The 19031-nt window shown below is 49.6% G+C and carries 8 protein-coding genes and 1 pseudogene; 4 read left to right on the top strand and 5 right to left on the bottom strand.

Annotated features, from left to right (window positions below):
• Window positions 1–73: 73 nt before the first annotated feature.
• From ACZ89E_RS28685 to ACZ89E_RS28665, 5 genes and pseudogenes are all read right to left on the bottom strand, one after another.
• Window positions 74–277, bottom strand: coding sequence for a hypothetical protein (locus ACZ89E_RS28685; RefSeq protein WP_476256849.1), 204 nt, complete (start codon window positions 275–277; stop codon window positions 74–76).
• Window positions 278–416: 139 nt separating this feature from the next.
• Window positions 417–618: pseudogene (locus ACZ89E_RS28680) on the bottom strand (hypothetical protein); the annotation flags it as partial.
• Between the two features lie 138 nt (window positions 619–756).
• Window positions 757–1800 carry a histidine kinase gene (locus ACZ89E_RS28675; RefSeq protein WP_476256848.1) on the bottom strand — a complete coding sequence of 348 codons (1044 nt, stop codon included), beginning with the start codon at window positions 1798–1800 and terminating at the stop codon, window positions 757–759.
• Between the two features lie 11 nt (window positions 1801–1811).
• Window positions 1812–2492 (bottom strand): hypothetical protein, encoded by a 681-nt coding sequence (locus ACZ89E_RS28670; protein WP_476256847.1) that lies wholly within the window; start codon window positions 2490–2492, stop codon window positions 1812–1814.
• Between the two features lie 319 nt (window positions 2493–2811).
• Window positions 2812–3378 (bottom strand): hypothetical protein, encoded by a 567-nt coding sequence (locus ACZ89E_RS28665; RefSeq protein WP_476256846.1) that lies wholly within the window; start codon window positions 3376–3378, stop codon window positions 2812–2814.
• Window positions 3379–3722: 344 nt separating this feature from the next.
• On the opposite strand from ACZ89E_RS28665, the gene ACZ89E_RS28660 reads away from it, so the two are divergent.
• The 4 genes from ACZ89E_RS28660 (at window position 3723) to ACZ89E_RS28645 (ending at window position 18674) form a co-directional block, all read left to right on the top strand.
• Window positions 3723–3941 (top strand): hypothetical protein, encoded by a 219-nt coding sequence (locus tag ACZ89E_RS28660; RefSeq protein WP_476256845.1) that lies wholly within the window; start codon window positions 3723–3725, stop codon window positions 3939–3941.
• A 271-nt stretch (window positions 3942–4212) separates the two neighbouring features.
• On the top strand, window positions 4213–9486 hold the full coding sequence (locus ACZ89E_RS28655; protein WP_476256844.1) for a hypothetical protein: 5274 nt from the start codon (window positions 4213–4215) through the stop codon (window positions 9484–9486).
• A gap of 720 nt (window positions 9487–10206) precedes the next feature.
• A complete protein-coding gene (locus tag ACZ89E_RS28650) occupies window positions 10207–10536 on the top strand; it encodes a hypothetical protein (RefSeq protein WP_476256843.1) in 330 nt (109 codons plus the stop codon).
• Window positions 10537–11096: 560 nt separating this feature from the next.
• The gene (locus ACZ89E_RS28645) at window positions 11097–18674 is read left to right on the top strand and encodes a CHC2 zinc finger domain-containing protein (protein ID WP_476256842.1); all 7578 of its coding nucleotides are present in this window, start codon (window positions 11097–11099) and stop codon (window positions 18672–18674) included.
• Window positions 18675–19031: the final 357 nt, after the last annotated feature.

Below are 19031 nucleotides of genomic sequence, written 5' to 3'. Positions count from 1 at the left end.
AGAAACACGACGCGACCAGAATCACAACGTTCTAGGAGGGTATCCGGAATGGAGGGACCATCGGAATGGAATCTCATGAGCTCAATTCATAAATGTTATTCATAGATCCTGCTGCTGGATTGGCGAGTGCGCCTGCTTCGATGGTAGCTCCACAATACGGAACCGCATCAGGATAGGCGCACATCGACGATGCTGCGGTCACCGTCGCCAAATAGCTCTCGTCGACCAACATTTTTAACCCCAAGAGTATCAGCAAGGACGAATTGGACTTGAGCATTCTGCTCACTGAGGCTGGTCGGTAGCGGGCGATATTTCAAGGTCCAACCTATGCGCCTGACAGGTGACTCAAGTCATTCGCACCGCTGACCGGGAATGCATGCCAAGGAGTTCGGAAATGGCTGCACAGTCAGTGAGCTCGGCGTCATCATCACTGCGAGAGTCGTCTTAATGAACTCTTTGTTTCGGTCTATCGCGGCTAGTGGGCCGCGACGCTGTCTGCAACTTCGACCGATCGCGTTGTGCTACCCAGTTTGAAAGCTCCATGATGGCGAGTTCAAAGGCAAGTTGATTTTCGTTGATCTTGAACAGCAGGGAAGGTAGCAGGTCTGAGTTTGACATTGCGTTTCTGCGTGGAGAGGAAGCGCAGCAGAGATCCCGTTAGCCACGAGCAGATTTATGTTGGCTCTGCTGATGCCCTGCCATGGCACGCGGTTAGATGTATTGCCATATATCGTGTGTCACTAGAAGAAGCAACGTTTAGCCAAACGCAATTTCGAGAATATTCGTCTGGTAGGCTACTCCTATATAAATCTCAGAATGTAAATCTGGCCTAGGATAGAATTTTAGTTCTGCACCACTCAATGCCAATAGATTTTTTGCCCTTGTCATTCCAATACCGCTACCGTTTTTCCCAAATTTTTGTGCTTCCTGCCCAGAGTAGCCCTCGACAAAAATATTTTCAATTTCCTGCTCCGCAACCTTCAGGCTTATCATGTTTAATGTAATAGTTTGCCTTCCGCTATCTTTACATTTTTTTACCGAGATTCGGAGTTCTGAACGAGGCCGAGCGTATTTCGATGCATTCTCTATTATATGGTAAAACGCAACTTGGAAGGTATCGTAATCCAATCTAATATATTCATTTGTTTCTTCAACGCGAGCGTCTATTAAAGCGTCATCAAAAACTGAGAAAAAAGGATACATTGCATTCATTAGAACCTTATGAATCGGATGACTCAACAGTTCCAGATCTATTTTTCCGTTCATTAAAGCAGCATGGACATTGACTTCGCTTTTAAACTGCATGCTGTTCTTGGCAATATGTATTAATGCCTTCGCTGCCTTCAGGGAATCTCGCTCAACCGCTGTTGTGATGGCATCACCCCATTCCTCCCTTGTCATATATTTTTTTGAGAGTAGGTGCTGCGGAATTATAGAGAACACGCTTAAAGAATTATGTGCGTTGAGCGAAGTCAAATTATGTATGAGTCTGTTGACGTTCGCGCTTAGGTCTGTCTTGGATTCTTCATATGTATCTGAAATACGATCAGCAACAGCCAACAACACCTCTGCTTCGCGATTCATTATTTTAGAACTTAGAATATAAGTCTTCTCATCCGAGATGCATATAATACCTGCTTTATCATTTTTGCTTTTTGAGATTCGAAACTCTTTCTTCCCAATCTTAAATTTTTTAGAAGCGGTTAATAGCTCTACAGACAGTACCACCTGAAGATATTCTTCTGGAATACTGTTGAAAAGTACGGCGCCTTCGCCATCCGTTAGCCTAAAGCCGAACATTTGAGTACCTGCTATGAAAATTTTTCTATGAGAGCTTCAAATCGGTAAGGATCGGAATCTTTTGGCAAACTACCATCGACTATCTGTAGCACCCTATGAAACCATGCGCCTTTTTTTTCCGAAGAGTAAATTATGACTTTTTTATTACTCTTGTAGCGCTCCTTTAACGCTTCAGCAAGCCCGAGCCCTTCCTCTTTAAACTGAAGCTTTATGCCGACGCCTTTTATATCTACAAAAATAATATCAGCGTAGCGTATTTCATTTTGGCCGAGACTCTGAACATCTTTAATCTGCGAGGTATTTATCCAGCCAGACTCTTTGAGTATATCCGTTACTGGAAAGTCGATATCATCAATGAACAGGATTCTAGTTTTTTGCTGTCGTTCTTCAAGGGAAGTACTTTTGCTCTCTTTTTCGTTCAATGGTGAGGGTTTATTTTCCTCAGAAGGGTAAACATTTACGGAAACATTGGTGGCTTGACTGACGGCTCCGTCAGTGACTGTACTAACCACAGCGCCATTATCCCCAGTCGTTTCGATTGTTTGGCTATTGATAGCTGGTTCCACTGACTTGCCTGAATCAGCTTTAGGTTTGAACAGTTTAATGAGCCACACGCCAACTCCTGCTATAACCGTGACACCTATACCCGAAAATATCCAGCTAATATCTGTATTAACGAAAAGTGATGACATCCACAACTCCTATTTATTCAATTTTTAGAAAACCTATATTGGGCTGTAGAGTTTCTAATCGAGAAAATTCTACGTAATCTAGGTTAACTGCCTCGCCACCAACTCCATATTTCAGCACCGTCGCTGATACTCGATTATAACGAGATAGTAGCGGCACGATGATATCATCAGACATTTACTTGCTGGTCAAGCTACCTCAGTCGTGCAATCCGAGCGGACAGCTGCTTTTTGCCGAATTTACCATCAAGGCTCTCTCATCTCGGGGCTCCATAAAATGAGTGTCCACCTTCCGTTACATCCAACCACCCATGATATTTCCTCAAATATCAGGCTCAATGGCTGGAAGCGATAGGGCCGCACGAATTTCATTCACGTTTTCGTAGAAGTGCTCGCTTATTCCGAAAAGCCCTCTTCGAATCTCGCGAACGAGTGCTTCATCTTGCTTCGCGATCTCAATAAATAAGGCAAAAGTTAAAGAAATCCCTCGGGGGAGCAGAATGTAACCCCTATCTACTAGCTGCCTAGCACGTAGTTCAAGCAAAGGGAGATTGCCCTTAAAAACAGCATCTACTTTATCTGCGCTGCCTAACTCAAGTTTATTACTGAGGTAGCGATCGTATTGAATTGTATGTTCGCTTTCAAACCAGTTTGGAATGATTTCGATTCCGAGTTTGTTGGCGAGCTCAGAATCCATTGCAGAAACGAGCAAATTCGATCTGGCATACGTGGATATGCAGTTATAAAACTCTCTCTCTAGCGTCTCAATAATCAAAGCGTTTTTTGATTTGCCAAGCGTATTAGCGACTGCAGCGATAGTCTTGTCCAAACTACTGCTCAGATTACGCAGCGTAAATGAGACCGTCTCAATTTTTTCAGCGTCAGACATAGGATCACTCCGTTAAGCCTCCTCGACCTGAGGCGACGGATCCATATTTGCTCAAAAGAACCACAATGTCAATTGTGGTTCACAATATATATTTTGGTTCGATCTTGGAGCTAGCACATCATTGGCAGCCTGGAACAAGCCCGATCCGGGTTAGGTGGACTGCGCGACCCTACGCTCGCTTTTGGCCGAAAGCAGTAGCTATCTACAATGATGCATTGGTCACAGCTCTGTTCGCCCCCCCCAACTTTTGCTCGTAAAATCCATTCCTTTGTAGCAGTTTCTGAGCATCCATCATCGTGTTGAGGCGCTGCTATTCTTGGTGTTTCTCGAACGGAGTCGATTCCATGTCAGATGAATATTCGTTATCGGATGTGCTGGAAAGGATGTATCAGAACCAGCTCGGGCTGGAGGCAGCCTTAATGGAGCTGGCGCTTCAAGCTGAAAAGCAAGGGCTGACCGAAGTCGGTGAAAACGTTCGTGGTGCCCTATGGGCGATTGGAGAAAACGCTGGCCACATCAAGCAGGGGTTGGCCAAGCTCAGGGGAAAGAGCGCGGATAGATAGCAGTTTCTCTGTCGAATCAGGATCATTTTTACCATCTGACTGACAGGCCGCTTTTGACTCTTTGGGACGTTCAGGAGGTCTGCCCCGGATGCTACCGGCACGGTGGCTTCGGCACCTCCTCAACTGTACACTTTGCCGGCGCAACTCAGTGTTGCTGAACTAGCAATCGGGGATTTACGACGCACTTCAAGCCCACCATAAGGCTGCGAGGAGCCTGCCCCCCCTGCTTCTCGCCAAAAGATATGGCACAGCTACAAGCGTTCGGAAGCTAATGGCCCCATCTAAGAGCACATCGAAGCCGAAAGCTCCTGGCGGCGGCAGCGCGAAACGCGCGTCCGCGACGCTGCGGTCGACGAGCGGCGCCGGGTTCGAGTTCGAGGACCTGATAAGCGCTTGGCAATTAGTGAAGGCCCTGTCAGGTGAGCAGGCACCGGGTATCGGCGGCGTACTCACGCAGGTCCAAGCCCAAGTCTCGACCTTGGGATGGTGCATTGACGACCTGCTGCTGACGGCCAAGACCACCACCGCGCTGCGGCGGCTTGCGATCTCCGCGAAGGGCAATTTGCAGGTGACCGCGGCCGGCCTCCCCGCGGACTTCGTGATGCGCGCTTGGGAACAGTGGCGTGACCCGCAGGCGCTATTCAACCGAGCAGCCGACGGACTGGCCCTGGTCACGCTCGGCACCCATCAGGCGTTCGACCCGGCGTGGCGCGAAGTGAAGAACGCGTGCAGCGGCACGGATACCGCACTCGCTATGAGCCGCGTCCGCAGCAACAAAAGGCAGTCTGGCGTCTTCGACAGCGTCCAGAAGCCCGGCGGCGCGTCCGACGAGGAGACCATCGAACTCATTCGCCGCCTGCACGTGCTGCCGACCGACTTGCAGTTCGCGCATTCCGAGAACGAGACCCAGGCGATCGCGCAATGCCGCCGCTTGCTCGCGTCTGGCTGCGTCGACGAAGCGCAGACTCTTTGGAAGGGCCTCATCAACGTCGCGAAGGAGGTGCGCCTTCGCAGCGGGACCATCACCGTACTGGACTTATTGTCCTTGCTCCGGGTTCAGTTCGGCCTCCGCCATCATCTGGACTTCGAGCGTGATTGGGAGACACTCTTCAACATCACCGTGGACTACAAGGCGCGGATAGAGACGGAGTTACCGTCTGGCTACGTCATCCCGCGAACAGCGGAGAAGGCGTCGCTCCAAGCAGCTGTCGCCGACCACCCGTTCACGGTGGTCTTCGGGGAGTCAGGCTCGGGCAAATCGGCGCTGATCAAGTCTGTGTTGGACGGCGCGTACCCCTTCTGGAACCAGGTGTGGTTCGGCTCGGAAGACCTGAAGACGGCGCTTAGCGCCGCCCGCCGCGGTGCCCTCCCTCTCACGCACGAACTTTCGCTAGTGCTAAACGCCACGGTCAAGCCGCAGAACGTGTTGGTCATCGACTCTGCGGAACGCATTGAGGCCAGCGAGTTCGTCGTCATCCGCCAGCTGCTTCAGGCTATCTTGGCGAGTGACGGCGAAGAGGCCGAGGACACGTGGCGGGTCGTCATCGTTACGCAGACGCATAGCTGGGTCGAAGACGAAGAGACTATACTTGGCGGGCGGAAAGCGCATCTTGTCGAGGTCGAAGCACTCAAGAGCGATGCGGTGAAGCTGGCGCTTCTGCCTTCGCCCACCTTGGGCTGGCTGGCCGCGCATGACGACACCATTTTGGCGCTGACTAACCTGCGGACATTGGCGTGGGTCATCAAGGCGGGTGCAGCGCTGGGGGCGAACGTCGGCGGACTGGCGTCTCACACCGCCATCGCCGACCGCCTCTGGAAGTATTGGACGAAGGATCGCGCCGACTTGCAGGCTTTGATGATGCGCCTCGCCCAACGAGAAGCTTCGTTCGAGCGCAGCTTCGCGCTGACCGACTTGGAGCCGGCGGACGCGGCGACACTCACGCGGTGGCCAGTGGAGCTTCCGCTGCGCTTGGACGAGCGGACCAACCGCATCGAGTTCGAGCACGATCTCGCGGCGGATTGGGCGCGCTTCCAGTTCCTGAAGCAGATTTGTACTGACACGCCGCGGTGGGCCGCCTTGGCCAGCAATCCGCTCTGGACAAACGCTCTCCGGATGCTAGGCCAGTTCCTGCTGCGACAGCCGGCCGAGACTGGCACGGCTTGGGACGTCGCCTTCCGGCTCGCGGAAGCCGCGAAGAACGATCTGGCGGGCGATATCCTCCTTGACGCGCTCTGCTTGGATCCCTACGCCGAGCGCTTCCTGAACGAACGCTTCGACCTCCTGCTCGGCAACGGTGCGAAACACTTCACGCGGTTGCTTCTGCGCTTCCACCAAATCGCGACGGTGCCGACCGGCGGCGGAATGGGACTGAGCGCGGTGGTCGGGTTGTACATAGAGGCGCAAGACCGCTCGATTGTCTTCGGACGTTGGCCGCCCGTTCTCCGCTTTCTCATCGCCCAGCGAGAGCGACTGGCTGGTTTGGTTTCATCCGCTCTCGCAAAGGTCATCGAGACTTGGCTAGTAAAGACGCCACACATGCTGAGCAGCGGCAATCCGATGCCTTTCCGCCTGGAGATGGCGGAGATGGCGCTCGCCATGGCTCGTACCGTGCAGGTCGAGAAGGGCCACGGCGTGATGTACCTAATGCGTGAGTCGTCGCTGTACACCGCACCTCTGGCTGGCGCGGCAGACCTGCCAAACGAGGTCGGAAACTGGGCGCTCGAACTCGCAGGACGCCGAGAGGTCGATGCTGACGTCAGGAGACGCATCGCCGAGGCTCAGCTACAGAATACGAAGGTGCACGCCGAGCGCCTGAAGACCGATGCCAAGTACAAGGCACGGCACGAAGAACGGAAGCGGATGCCGCCATCCCTCGGATCGTTCCGCGAGCGATTGCCGCCTTGGCCGGCAGGGGCCCGCGACAGGGTCGACATGGATTTCCGGACCGCGTGCATCAAGAATAACGGCATCCAGTCTCTGATGCGTGCGCAGCCTGAGCTGGCGGCCGAAGTCCTGCTTGCGCTCATCATCGAAGAACAACCGGAACGGGTGTACGGGACCAATGGGTTCGGTATGGAACTCGGCCTTGAATACACCCGGGACGCGTACCCGACGGCCTTCTGGAAGAGTCCATTCTTTCCTTTTTTACAGCTGGCGCCGGAAACGGCGCTCGCCTCGCTCATCATGCTGGTGAACTTTTGCACGGAACTCTGGGTCGCCGAGGTCATGAAGGGGCGCACCGGTGAGGCTCTCGGGGTGACACTGCAATTCGCGGACGGATCGTATAAGACCTTCCCCGGCTGGTGGCAGGTTTTTGGCTGGCCGCAGTCCAATGACCCAATGCGCAACGGAAACCTGTTCTGCGTTCTCGATGCGTTGGAGCGCTGGTTGACGCTGCGGCTCGACGCGGGTGAGGACATCACCGCTGATATCGAGAGGATACTCCGGGAGGGGAACTCTGCGGCGCTCGTATGCGTGCTTCTTAACGTCGCCAAGTATCGACCGTCGTTGCTAATGGGGCCCCTCGCGGCCCTGATTACATTCTCAAAACTGTTCTATTGGGACCGCGTCCGCGTGGAACAGGTGGGCGACAACTTCATCGCGTGGAGCAACGGGCTTCGGGGTGGCCAGGCGATGTTTGACTTCGCGCGCGTTTGGATCCTGGCGCCCCATCGCCAGCAAAAGTTCCTCGATGTCGTTGTTGAACTCCTGTTGGTTAACGACAACGTTGCGCGGCGCCTTCAAGCCCTGCTTCCGACCTGGGTGCTGCCTGAAGACCCGAAGGAAGCATTGGAATTCAAGCTGCTATTCGCCGCGCTCGACCGAGTCAACTACCAGACCGTCACCGACCCAGCGACGGGCGCGGAGACCCAATGTCTCGTGTACCCTGATCAACTGCGCCTCGAAGTGCAGTCGTGGCAGACCGACAGCGTGCCAACCCTCGCGTACCTGCTCGGGCCAGACTGGTGCGACAAGCGGCTTCGGGGCGGCCAACTGCTCAACGACGATGAAGCCGCATATCTCTTCAATCTGATCCAAGAGTGTGAGGCCGGAGCGGAAGGTAAAGATGAGGCCGCAAAATCGAATTGCCGTTTCGCTGCGGCCGGTACGCTCGTCGCATTGGGAGGTGCTTGGCTCGTCCAGAATGCCGAAGCGCAGAAGCACGTACTCGAAGTCGTGCGCGCCGGAGTAGCGGCGGTCGCGTCGACAGGAGAAGAGATTCGCGGGCGGCGCATCGGGAGCCTCACAGACGAACTGAAGTTTGTCGCATACGCGATCATGCACCTTTGGTTCACCGATGGAGATGGCGCTCAGGAATGGGAGACCGCCGTCCTGCGCCTTTTGACGAGTGGCGACACGCAAGCGACCACCGCTGTGGTCGGTGTTGCCTACGCCAATCGAGAGCAGCTTGGCACCGCGTGGTGGCGGCTGCTCCGTGCCGGGCTCCTGTGGTCGGGCCTCATCCAGCTCGCTCCGCACCACAGTGATGACGACAATGCAGAGCGAGCCTGGAGGGTATGGCTCGCACGACTTCGGCGCTTTCCGCTCCGTGGACTGAGCGCGACGCCGGATGAGCTCGATTTCAAGCGTGTCGTCGCGGGCCAAGAACGTTTGGACGTCCAGCGCCGGACGCGGCTTTATAATGCGGGCGACCAAAATTGGCGCGGAAAGCCGGAGCGCGAACGAGGTGGTTCGCTGGACGGTCACTTCCTCGAAGTCCTGTTTAACTGGCTCATCGAAGGAAGTGGCACTGGCGACCGCAATCTCGACACGCGCTTGGCGCTGCGCATCTGGGATTACGACACCACGCGCGCTAAGGCGCGCGCGAAAAAGCATGGCGAGTACGACTTGCCGAGCCAGAACCTCGGCTACGACATCCTTCTGAAACTCGGCGCCCTGTCGATCGCGGCGCCCGTAGGGGAAGAGCGCGTGGTTTGGGAACCCGTTCTTGTCCACGGTCCGGCCGCACACTCCGCGCTGCAGCACTTCATTCGCAGCTTGTTCCTGCGCCTCGGGAAAGGTGACGACCCGGTGGCATTTGAGCGCGTCTGGCGGGCTACCGCGGAGTACGGCCTCTCAGCTGATTGGTCTCAACCTGGCCTCTGGTACTACGGCGAGCGCTTGACTTGCGAACTGCTTGGCTTCGGGAACGAAGATGCCCTGTCCCGGCTGCACCTTGGCGCGGCTCTCCGGATGAAGGATCTCTATAAACGCTGGGCCGTTACGCACTTGGCTCGCGACGAAGAATGCGTAACGCGTTTCTGCCACTTCCTGACGACAAAGTTCGGAGCCCCACTTCGGCTTGACGGGCTTCGCTGGCTCGCCGCCATGCTGAAGGAACGCGAGGCTTCCAGTCGCTGGTACCGCGAGGGTACGAGCGACGCATTAGTGGAGCTGGTGGCGGCGGCATTGGGTTCCGACGCGCAGGCCCTGTCACAATACGCTCAGGCGCGGCAGGCGCTTATCGAGATAGCGGCTGCACTTGCCGCCATGAACATCCCAGTCGCCTTGGCTCTCCAGGAGCGCATTAAGCAGCTGCGATAGGCTTGTTCGGCGTGACGCAAGTTCGCTCGCCGCTCCAATCTCAATGTCTGTAATTGCTAGCTTACAGCTGTTCGTCTAGCCAAATTCTGACCAACCATCACAGGTAACCAAATGAGCTGCTCTCAACCCAGTAGAGCACGCGTGGCCAGAGCAAAATCAATTAGGAATCCATACCATTCCTTGGTGTGGCATTTCGGGTACAAAAAAGCCCCGTCAGGTAATCACTGTACGGCTTGAACAGCATAACGAGCAGACCAAACTGTTCTATGAGTAACAACGCGTCATACAAGCCAGGTCCAGCGAGCAACTGAAATAGTCCTGCGGGCCTTAGCGCGAAGTGTTGTTTTATCCCTTCGCATTGGCCATCGGCCTGATCTGCATCGGCGCATTGCTTGATTATGGTCTGAGCAAGCTTGTTTAGGCTCAGCAAGCGCTGATAGGACGCTGGGGCGTAAACGAACAGAGGAAACTCTCCATCGGTCAGGAAGCAGCGGCAACTGTTGTGAGTAGAAATGTGAGTAGATTTTGGCGACACCACCCCTCCCACAGCTTAATATGGCGCCTGCAGACCAAAGTTCGAGTCTCCCTCGGGCACCAAAATTAAGAAAGGTCTTGCTTTGCAAGGCCTTTTTTTTCGCCTGCAATAAAGTGCCTGGCCCTCCACCACCCCGTAGATACCGTCTTAAAAATCGCCGAGCCAACGAATCAAGGATTCACACAATGGAATTGCCACTGGAAACCGTTGCCCTGTTCGCCCTCAAGCTGGCTTATGAGCGCGAGGGGGAAAGCCCGATACTGCGGGATGATCCGATCATGAGTGATTATGAGCGGGAGGTTTTTGGGTTGCTGGTGCGGCGGGGGGATGTTGAGGGGATTCAGTTTCGGGTGGGGCATTGTGTGGGGTTGGCGTTGGAGGCTATAGGTGGTGTTGATACGCCGCTGGGGCGGGAGTTGGATCGGTTGGCTGCTGATTTCAGTAGTGCGCCGACGATAGGTCTGCTTGAAGCGCCGCTAATGGCGCTCAAAGATTACTTAAAAGACATTCAGTGAATGATCAGTCCCCTGCAACACGCGGGTAAAGCATAGCGTTCGCAATCCTACTCCACCTCTGATAGTCCTAGGCTCTGCAGCAGTAGGTGTCGCGACTACAAGCCTCCTGTTTAACAACCACTACAGTGGTTCCAAAAAAACAGGATCTCCAGCAGCCATTACGCCCGTCATTTTGAATGCTGCGCTTCACCCCAATTGTCGAGTCAGCCCTTTACACATAGCCAATCAGCGTCCTATTCAACGCCATCAAATCGTGGGCAGCTTAGGATCGCAGTGCATCCCTTGCATAGGCGGACTTTTTAGAGTGCGGCTAGGGATGGCATTCATCGACAACAGGCACAACGGCACCAACGCGGTTTCGTGCCCGATTCGAACGGTAGATACATGACATCACGCAGAGACCGCAGCACGCGCCAGAGCCGCGAGCATTCGCTGCCTAGCCGTCGAGATTTTAGTCTGCGGGCTGGTCAATTGAAGAGCAGGGCAAACTAGCGATCAAAGCCGTGAAACCCGATTTTTCGCCTTGAAAAGTTCTAAAAGGCAAAAGAGTTTTTTTTGCAATGGAATGGTACATTCGGGCAAACCATTTTCGTGACGTACATAAGATGAGCAAAGGAAAGCTTGGTGAAAACCTCAGTCGAATGATTGAAAAACTGGGTAATACTATCGAAATAGAAGACGTCGCGCAGCGTCTGGGACTATCGGTAAAACGATCAAGCGGGAGAGCCGTCACCTTATGTATTGAGCATAATGAAAATAATCCATCTATGCAGCTGTATGCTAGTACGGCAAACGACAAGTCTCATTATCATTGTTATGTTTGTAATGCTCACGGTGATATTTTCAAACTAGTTCAAAAAGTGAAGAATATCGACTTCATATCTTCAGTAAAATGGCTAGCTACCACATATGGCCTTTCACTGGAAGAAACTACCACAAACACTAACAAAACCACACCAAAAAAAACTAGCAAAAAAGACGTACAAGGATATCACTTTAGCGCTTACGAAAAAGCATTAGCCATATACAAAAACAAAAAGATCAGCGCTTTAAATACTTGGCTAGAAAAACGAAAAATATCAGCACCAACAATTGAGTCTGCTGAAATATGCTTCTCCACCCCAGGACTCCTTACCAACAAGATCACTTCAGAAAAAAACAACTATCCAAAATATCGAGAACTCTTAGGGGAGCTTGAAAGCTCGGGGTTAATTAGAGCAACACGCCTCAAATCAGCCGTAACGGGAAACCACCATTTAGACATAGATGAACAATACCGAGATTTCTTCAACGACCCACGAATCTTACTTCCAATCCGAGACTTAAATCGTCGAATCGTTGGATTTGCGGGAAGAAAACTAGATGAAACCTCAAGAGCGCCAAAATATCTATACACACCTGGTTTACCCAAAGCTCAAATTCTTTATAGAGCTTATGAAGCTTTTCAAAAAATAAGCTTTAGTTTAAAAAATAACGATACACCTACACTTTACATATGCGAAGGGCTTTTTGATGCTCTGCGTTTAGAGGCGCTTGGATTTGCCGCTGTATCTATACTAGGGTCAAAACTATCAGAGTACCAGGCAAAAACCATTGCTCAACTAGCGAGTACTTTGCCTGAAATCATACCACTACAAGTACGTTTTTTTCTTGATCGTGATATGGCAGGACTCAAAGGAGCAGCAAGTTCAATCGAGACATTAATAAAAACAGATCAGGATATACGTACCGAAATCTCATTTATTTGGCCAAACGAAAACCACTTAAATTCTGAAATAGCACTTGGTAAAGATCCGGATGAACTATTCAAATTCGTCGAGGACCCGAAAGATGTATTTGAGTTCCTAGAGCGTTCAACTCACCCTGCAGCCGTTGCCATTATCGCTGAGAGGTTGAAGATCCTTCCTCTCGACGTCCTCGATAACTCTAGATGGAAATCCATACCCTACGGTGCAAAATCTAGACTCTCAAATCACCTAGCCAAACTTACAAACAACATACTATCAAGAGTTACTGATATTCATCAGCAGTCTTCTCAAGCAGACGAAAGTTGGAAATCAGATATTATCCCTATTCAGCAACCAACAATATTAGCATCCAATCAGTACTTTCAAGAGATTTCAACAGAAGAAGCTTCTTTACGTTTAAACCTTGCGCGAGAAGTAGCGCATGCGGGCGCGAATAAAGGAGAGGTATTATCGGATATTGCAGGATGGCGGAGAATTTCACTGGCTGCAACGGCATTTAACGAAGGTTTATCGAGTAGGTTAACGCAAAACCAATTCCAACCTATAGAGCCCTTCGACGCAGCATATGTATCCAGAGGATTCGGAAAATCGGAGGAACGCCTTAAAACGATGCCCTGTCCAGAGGATTTGATAATACAGCAATACCTAATGAACGAGTTGCTTACCGAGCGACTGGACAATAATTCTAAAACATCATATAGCAGTTGCATACCAGCCGTTCGATACTACCGTTCCCTCAACACAACAAAAACAACCGGAGAATCTCCAGGTGTTAGCGTTAACGAGACTTTAAGCTTTGCATATCAAATTGATATGGATGCAATTGAAGGAAGAGCCCCCCCAACCGTCGGAGGTATGTTTAGACCATACTTTGAATGTTGGAGAGAATTCATTTCATCACTTCTGAATCAAGGCAATAAAATGGATCAAGTCCATATGGTTCGTCTTGATCTAAAAAGATACTACGACAATATTAAACGTTCAATAATTAAAGCCACGTTATCTAAAAGCATTAATGCCGCACACTCTACATTAGACAATCCAGAGATATTTGCACCGTTATTTCGCCCAGACAAGCTTTTAGATGAGCGCCAGAACGCGGTAGTGGATTACCTTTTAGACCAAAGTTTTGGATTTAATTACTTCCATCCGGATACAGGTAATTTAGAGCAATCCGATTATGAGCAAGGTATCCCGCAAGGACCGGTACTGTCTGCCTGGCTAGGAAACGCCCTGCTGTTTCAACTCGACAATGCCTTCCGTAAAAAATTAAGAGAACTGAACGACGACGGTAAAACAAGGGCGGTTTATGCGCGCTATGTTGATGACGTAGTTCTACTAGGGGAAAACCTAGATGTTTTGGACGTCCTTCGAGCAACAACAGAAGACATTGCTAACTCTCTTGGATTAGAAATGATCTCAAAAGAAAGTTTTGCACCTATGACAACCGAAGAGTTTTCCCAACACCTTACGTCAGGCCGTGCTCTCACAGCTTCAGGGCCTAGAGAGGAGCCCGTTTTATTCGAGTCCACAAATCGCGATTGGGACATGTGGCAATCGGAGGAGATGACACGCCAAACATCGTTAGCTCTGCTAAGTGATGCAAGACTATACGTAGTACCTCCACATATAATTCAAAACCAAATTTTTACCGCATTACGCGCAAAGGATCTACGCCCTTCAGAACTTAAAAAAGCTGCTCGCTGGAGTTGGTATCTAGCTGCACTCAAAACAGAAGACTCTGATCCATTAGACATATTGACTAAATACTGGAATATTTGGGATGCGATTTCTACAGGAGTATCATTCTATCTTGATGAGAGTGTCCCATGGGACGATCCTGCAATCTATGCGCTGGAAGGGTTAGAGGCTCTACTCGAGCGTGCAAATGATTCAGACCAAGGGCTAACTTCTGAAGAGACACGTACAAAAATATCTTGCATATCTAAACTTGCTGTAGCGGCATGTAAATATGAATTTTCGCGATACTTTCTTTCTACAACAGACCCCACCGTTCCTACCCCACCTGGTTGGGGAGCAGGATATAAGAAACTTCGCAGAATGTTTATCCAGCGTATAATTTGCATCCAATGGAAAGCCGCACAACTTGCAAAAAATCTACAAACAGAAACATTCAAAACTCCATTCGTATTTGAGCTTATACAATCCCAGAACAAAACACTGCAAACTTCATTAAAACGTTCTCTAATAACCTATACAGACACTTGGAAGAAAGACTCGACAGCGCTCGCATCAATTGGTACTCAGCATGACAATCAAAGAAACGTTTTGGGCGATGCCTTTCTCCTCATACATCAAGCAATAGCTGCATTATCAATAGATCAACCAACCAATACAAAAGATCCTTTGTCAGTCTTTTCGGACGACTTACAAAAAATCAATAATCGTCTAAAAATTACTACACCACAATTTAAGCTAACAAGTGACAAGTTCCTCCCATTGCTAGGAGAGCTTTTCAGAACTGGGGGAGAAATAGAGAACACAGCGAACCCAGGTGCCAATGGAGAAATAGTCCTATTGGCGTTGCAGACGCTTGCAGCAATAGCCCCTCGACAATCGTTCCCTACCTTACTAGCAAACCGTCAACACCTGTTTCAAGAAGGAGAACCCAAGCTACCTTTGCCGCCTCTTCCAGGAATTCCGGCGAAGGGTCTTCTTCTGTGCTCATCATCAGAAAATATTGGCTGCTGGACAAAAGTAACAAAAATCTGGTGGATCACTTTGGCGCAAGAAGATCAAAGTGAACAGTATGTTCCTATGTTCAAGATCGCAAACAAAGACGACCCTGCTGTTGACTTTAATCTTGATTGGAAACTAAATCTCAATGGCCAACTAGCTGTTTTTGAAGCCGACTGGAACTCCACAGATACATTCTGGGCGTTGATCAGTCCGCCATCATTTCATGACGCCATCGAGAACCTAACATGGGTCGCAGATACATTTGATTCAATTTCTCGCATAAACGAAGATCTTTTTGCTGATGAAGAACTTTCTCAAGAGTACGCCTCGGCCTGGCCATATTTAGTAACCAACAGCAGACCCAACACTGATGATAACGCACTATTAAAAATATCCTTACTCACCCCCTCGTATCCAACTTCATTTCTCGATGGGGTCGCATATATTAAAGACGGCACTCGAGGATTAAGGACTTTTGACATACCTGAGCTTTATGGTCAATACTGGCGGATAGGCGTTTTCCTCTCGGAACTTTTTGGTTTTCGCCGTGACATCGATCAATTCGCAGCACTCGAATCCTTTGCAGATATTACTTCAGACATAAGGGACACCTTAGAGCCCTCCGCTCACTTATTGCGAAATATTTTCAGAAAACTACGCGGCACTTACTTTAACGGACAACTTTTAAAACAGCTACCCGACCACTCTATTCCGGCCACAATTTCAAGATCACTACATCTTCTTAGAAACTTCCCAAAAGAGGCCTCTTCTAAAAAAGCTGTAGCATATGTACTTGCGAGCGAGACAGAATCTGCGGCGATGTATATCCGCATCGGCGCCAACATATTATTAGAGTCTTATGGTATCGCCGCGGCTTTTGCGGAGCGAATTGCCATTCGAGTTACGAGCCAAATACCGCTCAGCTGGTCACAACGGCTAGCCACATCAACTCCTACTGCATACTATCGCCGCCAAAGAGAGATATCCAGATCATACATTGACCTGCGCGAAAGACTTGAACTGTTAAGTAGCGATGAAACCGGTCACTTTGATGATGCCAATTTCCGAATTCTTCTAGCTGGATTACGAATCGCTTCTGCTGCATCTTGGCTACGTGAACTTGCCTTCTGTATTCAAGCTTTAGGAGTAGAGGAAGATTGGCCTTACCCTTCCGACGGTGATCTTGCAGAAAATTGGCAGTTGGAAGAGCAGGGTTTCTCTTTCCAGAACCCGGATGACTCCATTGATACTTTATGCGCAAACTTCAGACGCTTTGTGAGTGATGGCGCTTCACAGTCTAGCTTCAATGATATAACACCATTTGGATGGGTGGTGTTAGTAGCAGGACGCTTAGGTTTATTAGGCGGGGAGTCAAAGCGCCCAATAGAAAAGGAATGGAATACTCAAATCATCGAACAATTCAAAATACTCGCCAACTATCTATCGCTGCCATTTTTAGTTCATGCTAACAATGATGAAAACGAATGGCCCTTTGAGTTTGAACGCGAGCAAATCATATCAATTTGGAATTCTTCACTTTTTTTTGAAAGCATGCGCTGCTTAGATGAAGCGGAACTTAATTTAAAACTGAACACTCGCAGTGTTGTCGCATCTTGGAAATTTGAACCAAACACGCATTCCTTTTCTGATGCTACTGGAGAATCGTGGATAGTTAAGAAATGGCAAATATCAATATCCGACGGCTATAAACCTGAACGGGTCGAACACGGAAGCCGAATACTTAGCAAGTGGAATGAAACTACCGACTCCACGGGAAACCTAATATTTATAAGTGCTAGAAGTGACCGCTTAAAAAAACTCTTGATTAATTCCGATCAAGAAGAAAACGTCGACTCTCACTCATCAAATATTTTATCTGCCCCAGAAAACACTTACAAAACTGTCGCTACCCCCACCACAACTTCAGAGACTGGAGACTCCGCAAAGAACATCCCCCCCCCTCAGACACCAGATAAAACTAAGGTTAACGACGGCATAGATCCCATAACTACTATATCACCTCCAACTCAATTAAATTATTCTTGGAAAGATCTGCAGGAACAATCGTGGAGCCTTAGGGAAAGAAGATCCCCTGGGCATACAAGAATAGCTCTAATGCAGTGGGAGGTAGATGAGTCTTACCACCATCCAATCTTTGATATAGAAAAAAAGAACATTAGTTGGCCTCCAGTTACCGCCCCCGCAGCAATGGAAGAAAGCAAGATAGAGGAACGGCGTCGAAAATTAATACTAGAGGCATTATTAACCTGCGAGAAATTCAGAGTCGATCTTCTGGTACTACCTGAATACTCGGTCAGGCCTGACACCGTTAAATGGCTTCAAGACATATTAAGTAGAAAGCCAAAGTGCCCTGCTGTGTTAGCTGGCACATATAAAGTTCACGGCAATATTAATGACGCAAACTTCACCGAGACTCATCACGAAATATTTGGGCTCACGGACCACTTAAAAAACTTCGGCACAGAATCTACAAACAGATACCTATCTCCGCATATATCCGGAGAGCACAGTGCAATGATGACACTTCTTGCTCCTCTAGATTTAATTTCCGGAGATCGTATTGTTTGTGTTTTTTCCAGAAGAAAAAAATATTCATCATTAGCCGCTTCGGAGGTTTTTTCCCCTCTATTAGATAAGCTACGGCCGTTATATTCAGCAGAAAACCTTCTACAAGAAATTGAGTCTAGATCTATATATGGCAAACGTCAGAACCCAGGCACTCCATTATCTCCATCTGCCATTTTACAATATTCTAAACAACTAAAGCATTTAGAGCACTTAGCTGAATTTATTTGCTCAGAACTTTTCTTACCTATGAGCCCTGTAAACTATAAAGCTCTAGCTGCAGAATTACATAAGCTAGCGTTGCGTTTTGGTGCAACCATGTCATTGGAGAACGCAGAACAGCATATAATTGAAGATCTAAAATCTATGGCTGATTATTTAGGGATTGCGGGCGATGGAGGAGAGCGTAGATCAATTATCACGGTCCCTGCGATGACAAATCGCTCTGCTGACTATTGGGTGTTTGGCCAATCGACGTTGTTATCGGGCGGAGCAACAACCGTATTTTGCAATGCAGTGAAAGACAAATATGCGATAGGCGGGAGTTGCTTCATCGGTCGAAACAGTTGGGTAAGAGAAAAACTATCATTACATACTGACACCATTACTCCTTATGCAGGCTGGTCGAAAGGAATTTATTACAATCAAGCAGCCGACGCATTGGGACAACGTGAACAGGCCATAGTAATAGCTGATGTAGATCCTTCATTTATGCAGGAGGGGCGGCCAAGACCTCAAGCGTTAGCCGTACCACTTCAATTAGTAGCTTACCTTCCAATTGTTGAATTAAAAACTTCTGAGGAATCTGAGTTTTTAGAAAAAATGAATGAAATTATACAAACCCTTAAAACCTCCAACATGCGCGGCCGAATCGTTTCACCGCTAGAGGCGGGACTACAAGATATTAAAAACCTAATATCAACACACTTACACGATCGAGATACCGGATCTTTTGCAAGCCGTTTCCATCATTGGGAAAAATATTGGAGATTGAACCCAATTTCTGGAATTCCACCTTCAATTACAGATTGGATTTTGATCGACTCCTCCGCTCGAAATGAAGCTCTCCCTACTATTTTTGTTCCTGAGTGCGATGTTCCATAACAGTAAAAGCCCGTTATGGGAACGTACCGTCCACTTTTTTATGCCAAAACACCTAACCACAATGGACTTGCTCAACACCTACGGGTGGCTCGGCGTCAATAAATTCGAAGGTTGCGGAAAAAGAGACTGCGCGATAATCTCCGGTCCGTCGCTGCCAATTCAGCGACCGGGTGTGGAAACCCGTGTAATTCAAGGCGCAACAGCGCCCCCATCACGTCTGCCGGCGCTTTTTTTGTGTCTGCGGCGTGAGTTATGGCGGCTGTGCGTGGGACGTCTTCGGGCGTGCCGGTTTCCTTGATTCCCGGTTTTCCACCCCGCGCACAGCTGTCACCCATTCGTGTGGAAACGGACGTGGCA

The sequence above is a fragment of the Pseudomonas sp. TE3899 genome (genome assembly GCF_056279105.1).
The sequence above is the reverse complement of the archived record's forward strand: the minus strand, read 5'-3'. Positions and strand labels throughout refer to the sequence as shown.

What these genes read in the sequence shown, in the direction of transcription:
- ACZ89E_RS28685 (WP_476256849.1), bottom strand. Translation starts at nt 277, where the DNA reads ATGCTCAAGTCCAATTCGTCCTTGCTGATACTCTTGGGGTTAAAAATG.
- ACZ89E_RS28675 (WP_476256848.1), bottom strand. Translation starts at nt 1,800, where the DNA reads ATGTTCGGCTTTAGGCTAACGGATGGCGAAGGCGCCGTACTTTTCAAC.
- ACZ89E_RS28670 (WP_476256847.1), bottom strand. Translation starts at nt 2,492, where the DNA reads ATGTCATCACTTTTCGTTAATACAGATATTAGCTGGATATTTTCGGGT.
- ACZ89E_RS28665 (WP_476256846.1), bottom strand. Translation starts at nt 3,378, where the DNA reads ATGTCTGACGCTGAAAAAATTGAGACGGTCTCATTTACGCTGCGTAAT.
- ACZ89E_RS28660 (WP_476256845.1), top strand. Translation starts at nt 3,723, where the DNA reads ATGTCAGATGAATATTCGTTATCGGATGTGCTGGAAAGGATGTATCAG.
- ACZ89E_RS28655 (WP_476256844.1), top strand. Translation starts at nt 4,213, where the DNA reads ATGGCCCCATCTAAGAGCACATCGAAGCCGAAAGCTCCTGGCGGCGGC.
- ACZ89E_RS28650 (WP_476256843.1), top strand. Translation starts at nt 10,207, where the DNA reads ATGGAATTGCCACTGGAAACCGTTGCCCTGTTCGCCCTCAAGCTGGCT.
- ACZ89E_RS28645 (WP_476256842.1), top strand. Translation starts at nt 11,097, where the DNA reads ATGGAATGGTACATTCGGGCAAACCATTTTCGTGACGTACATAAGATG.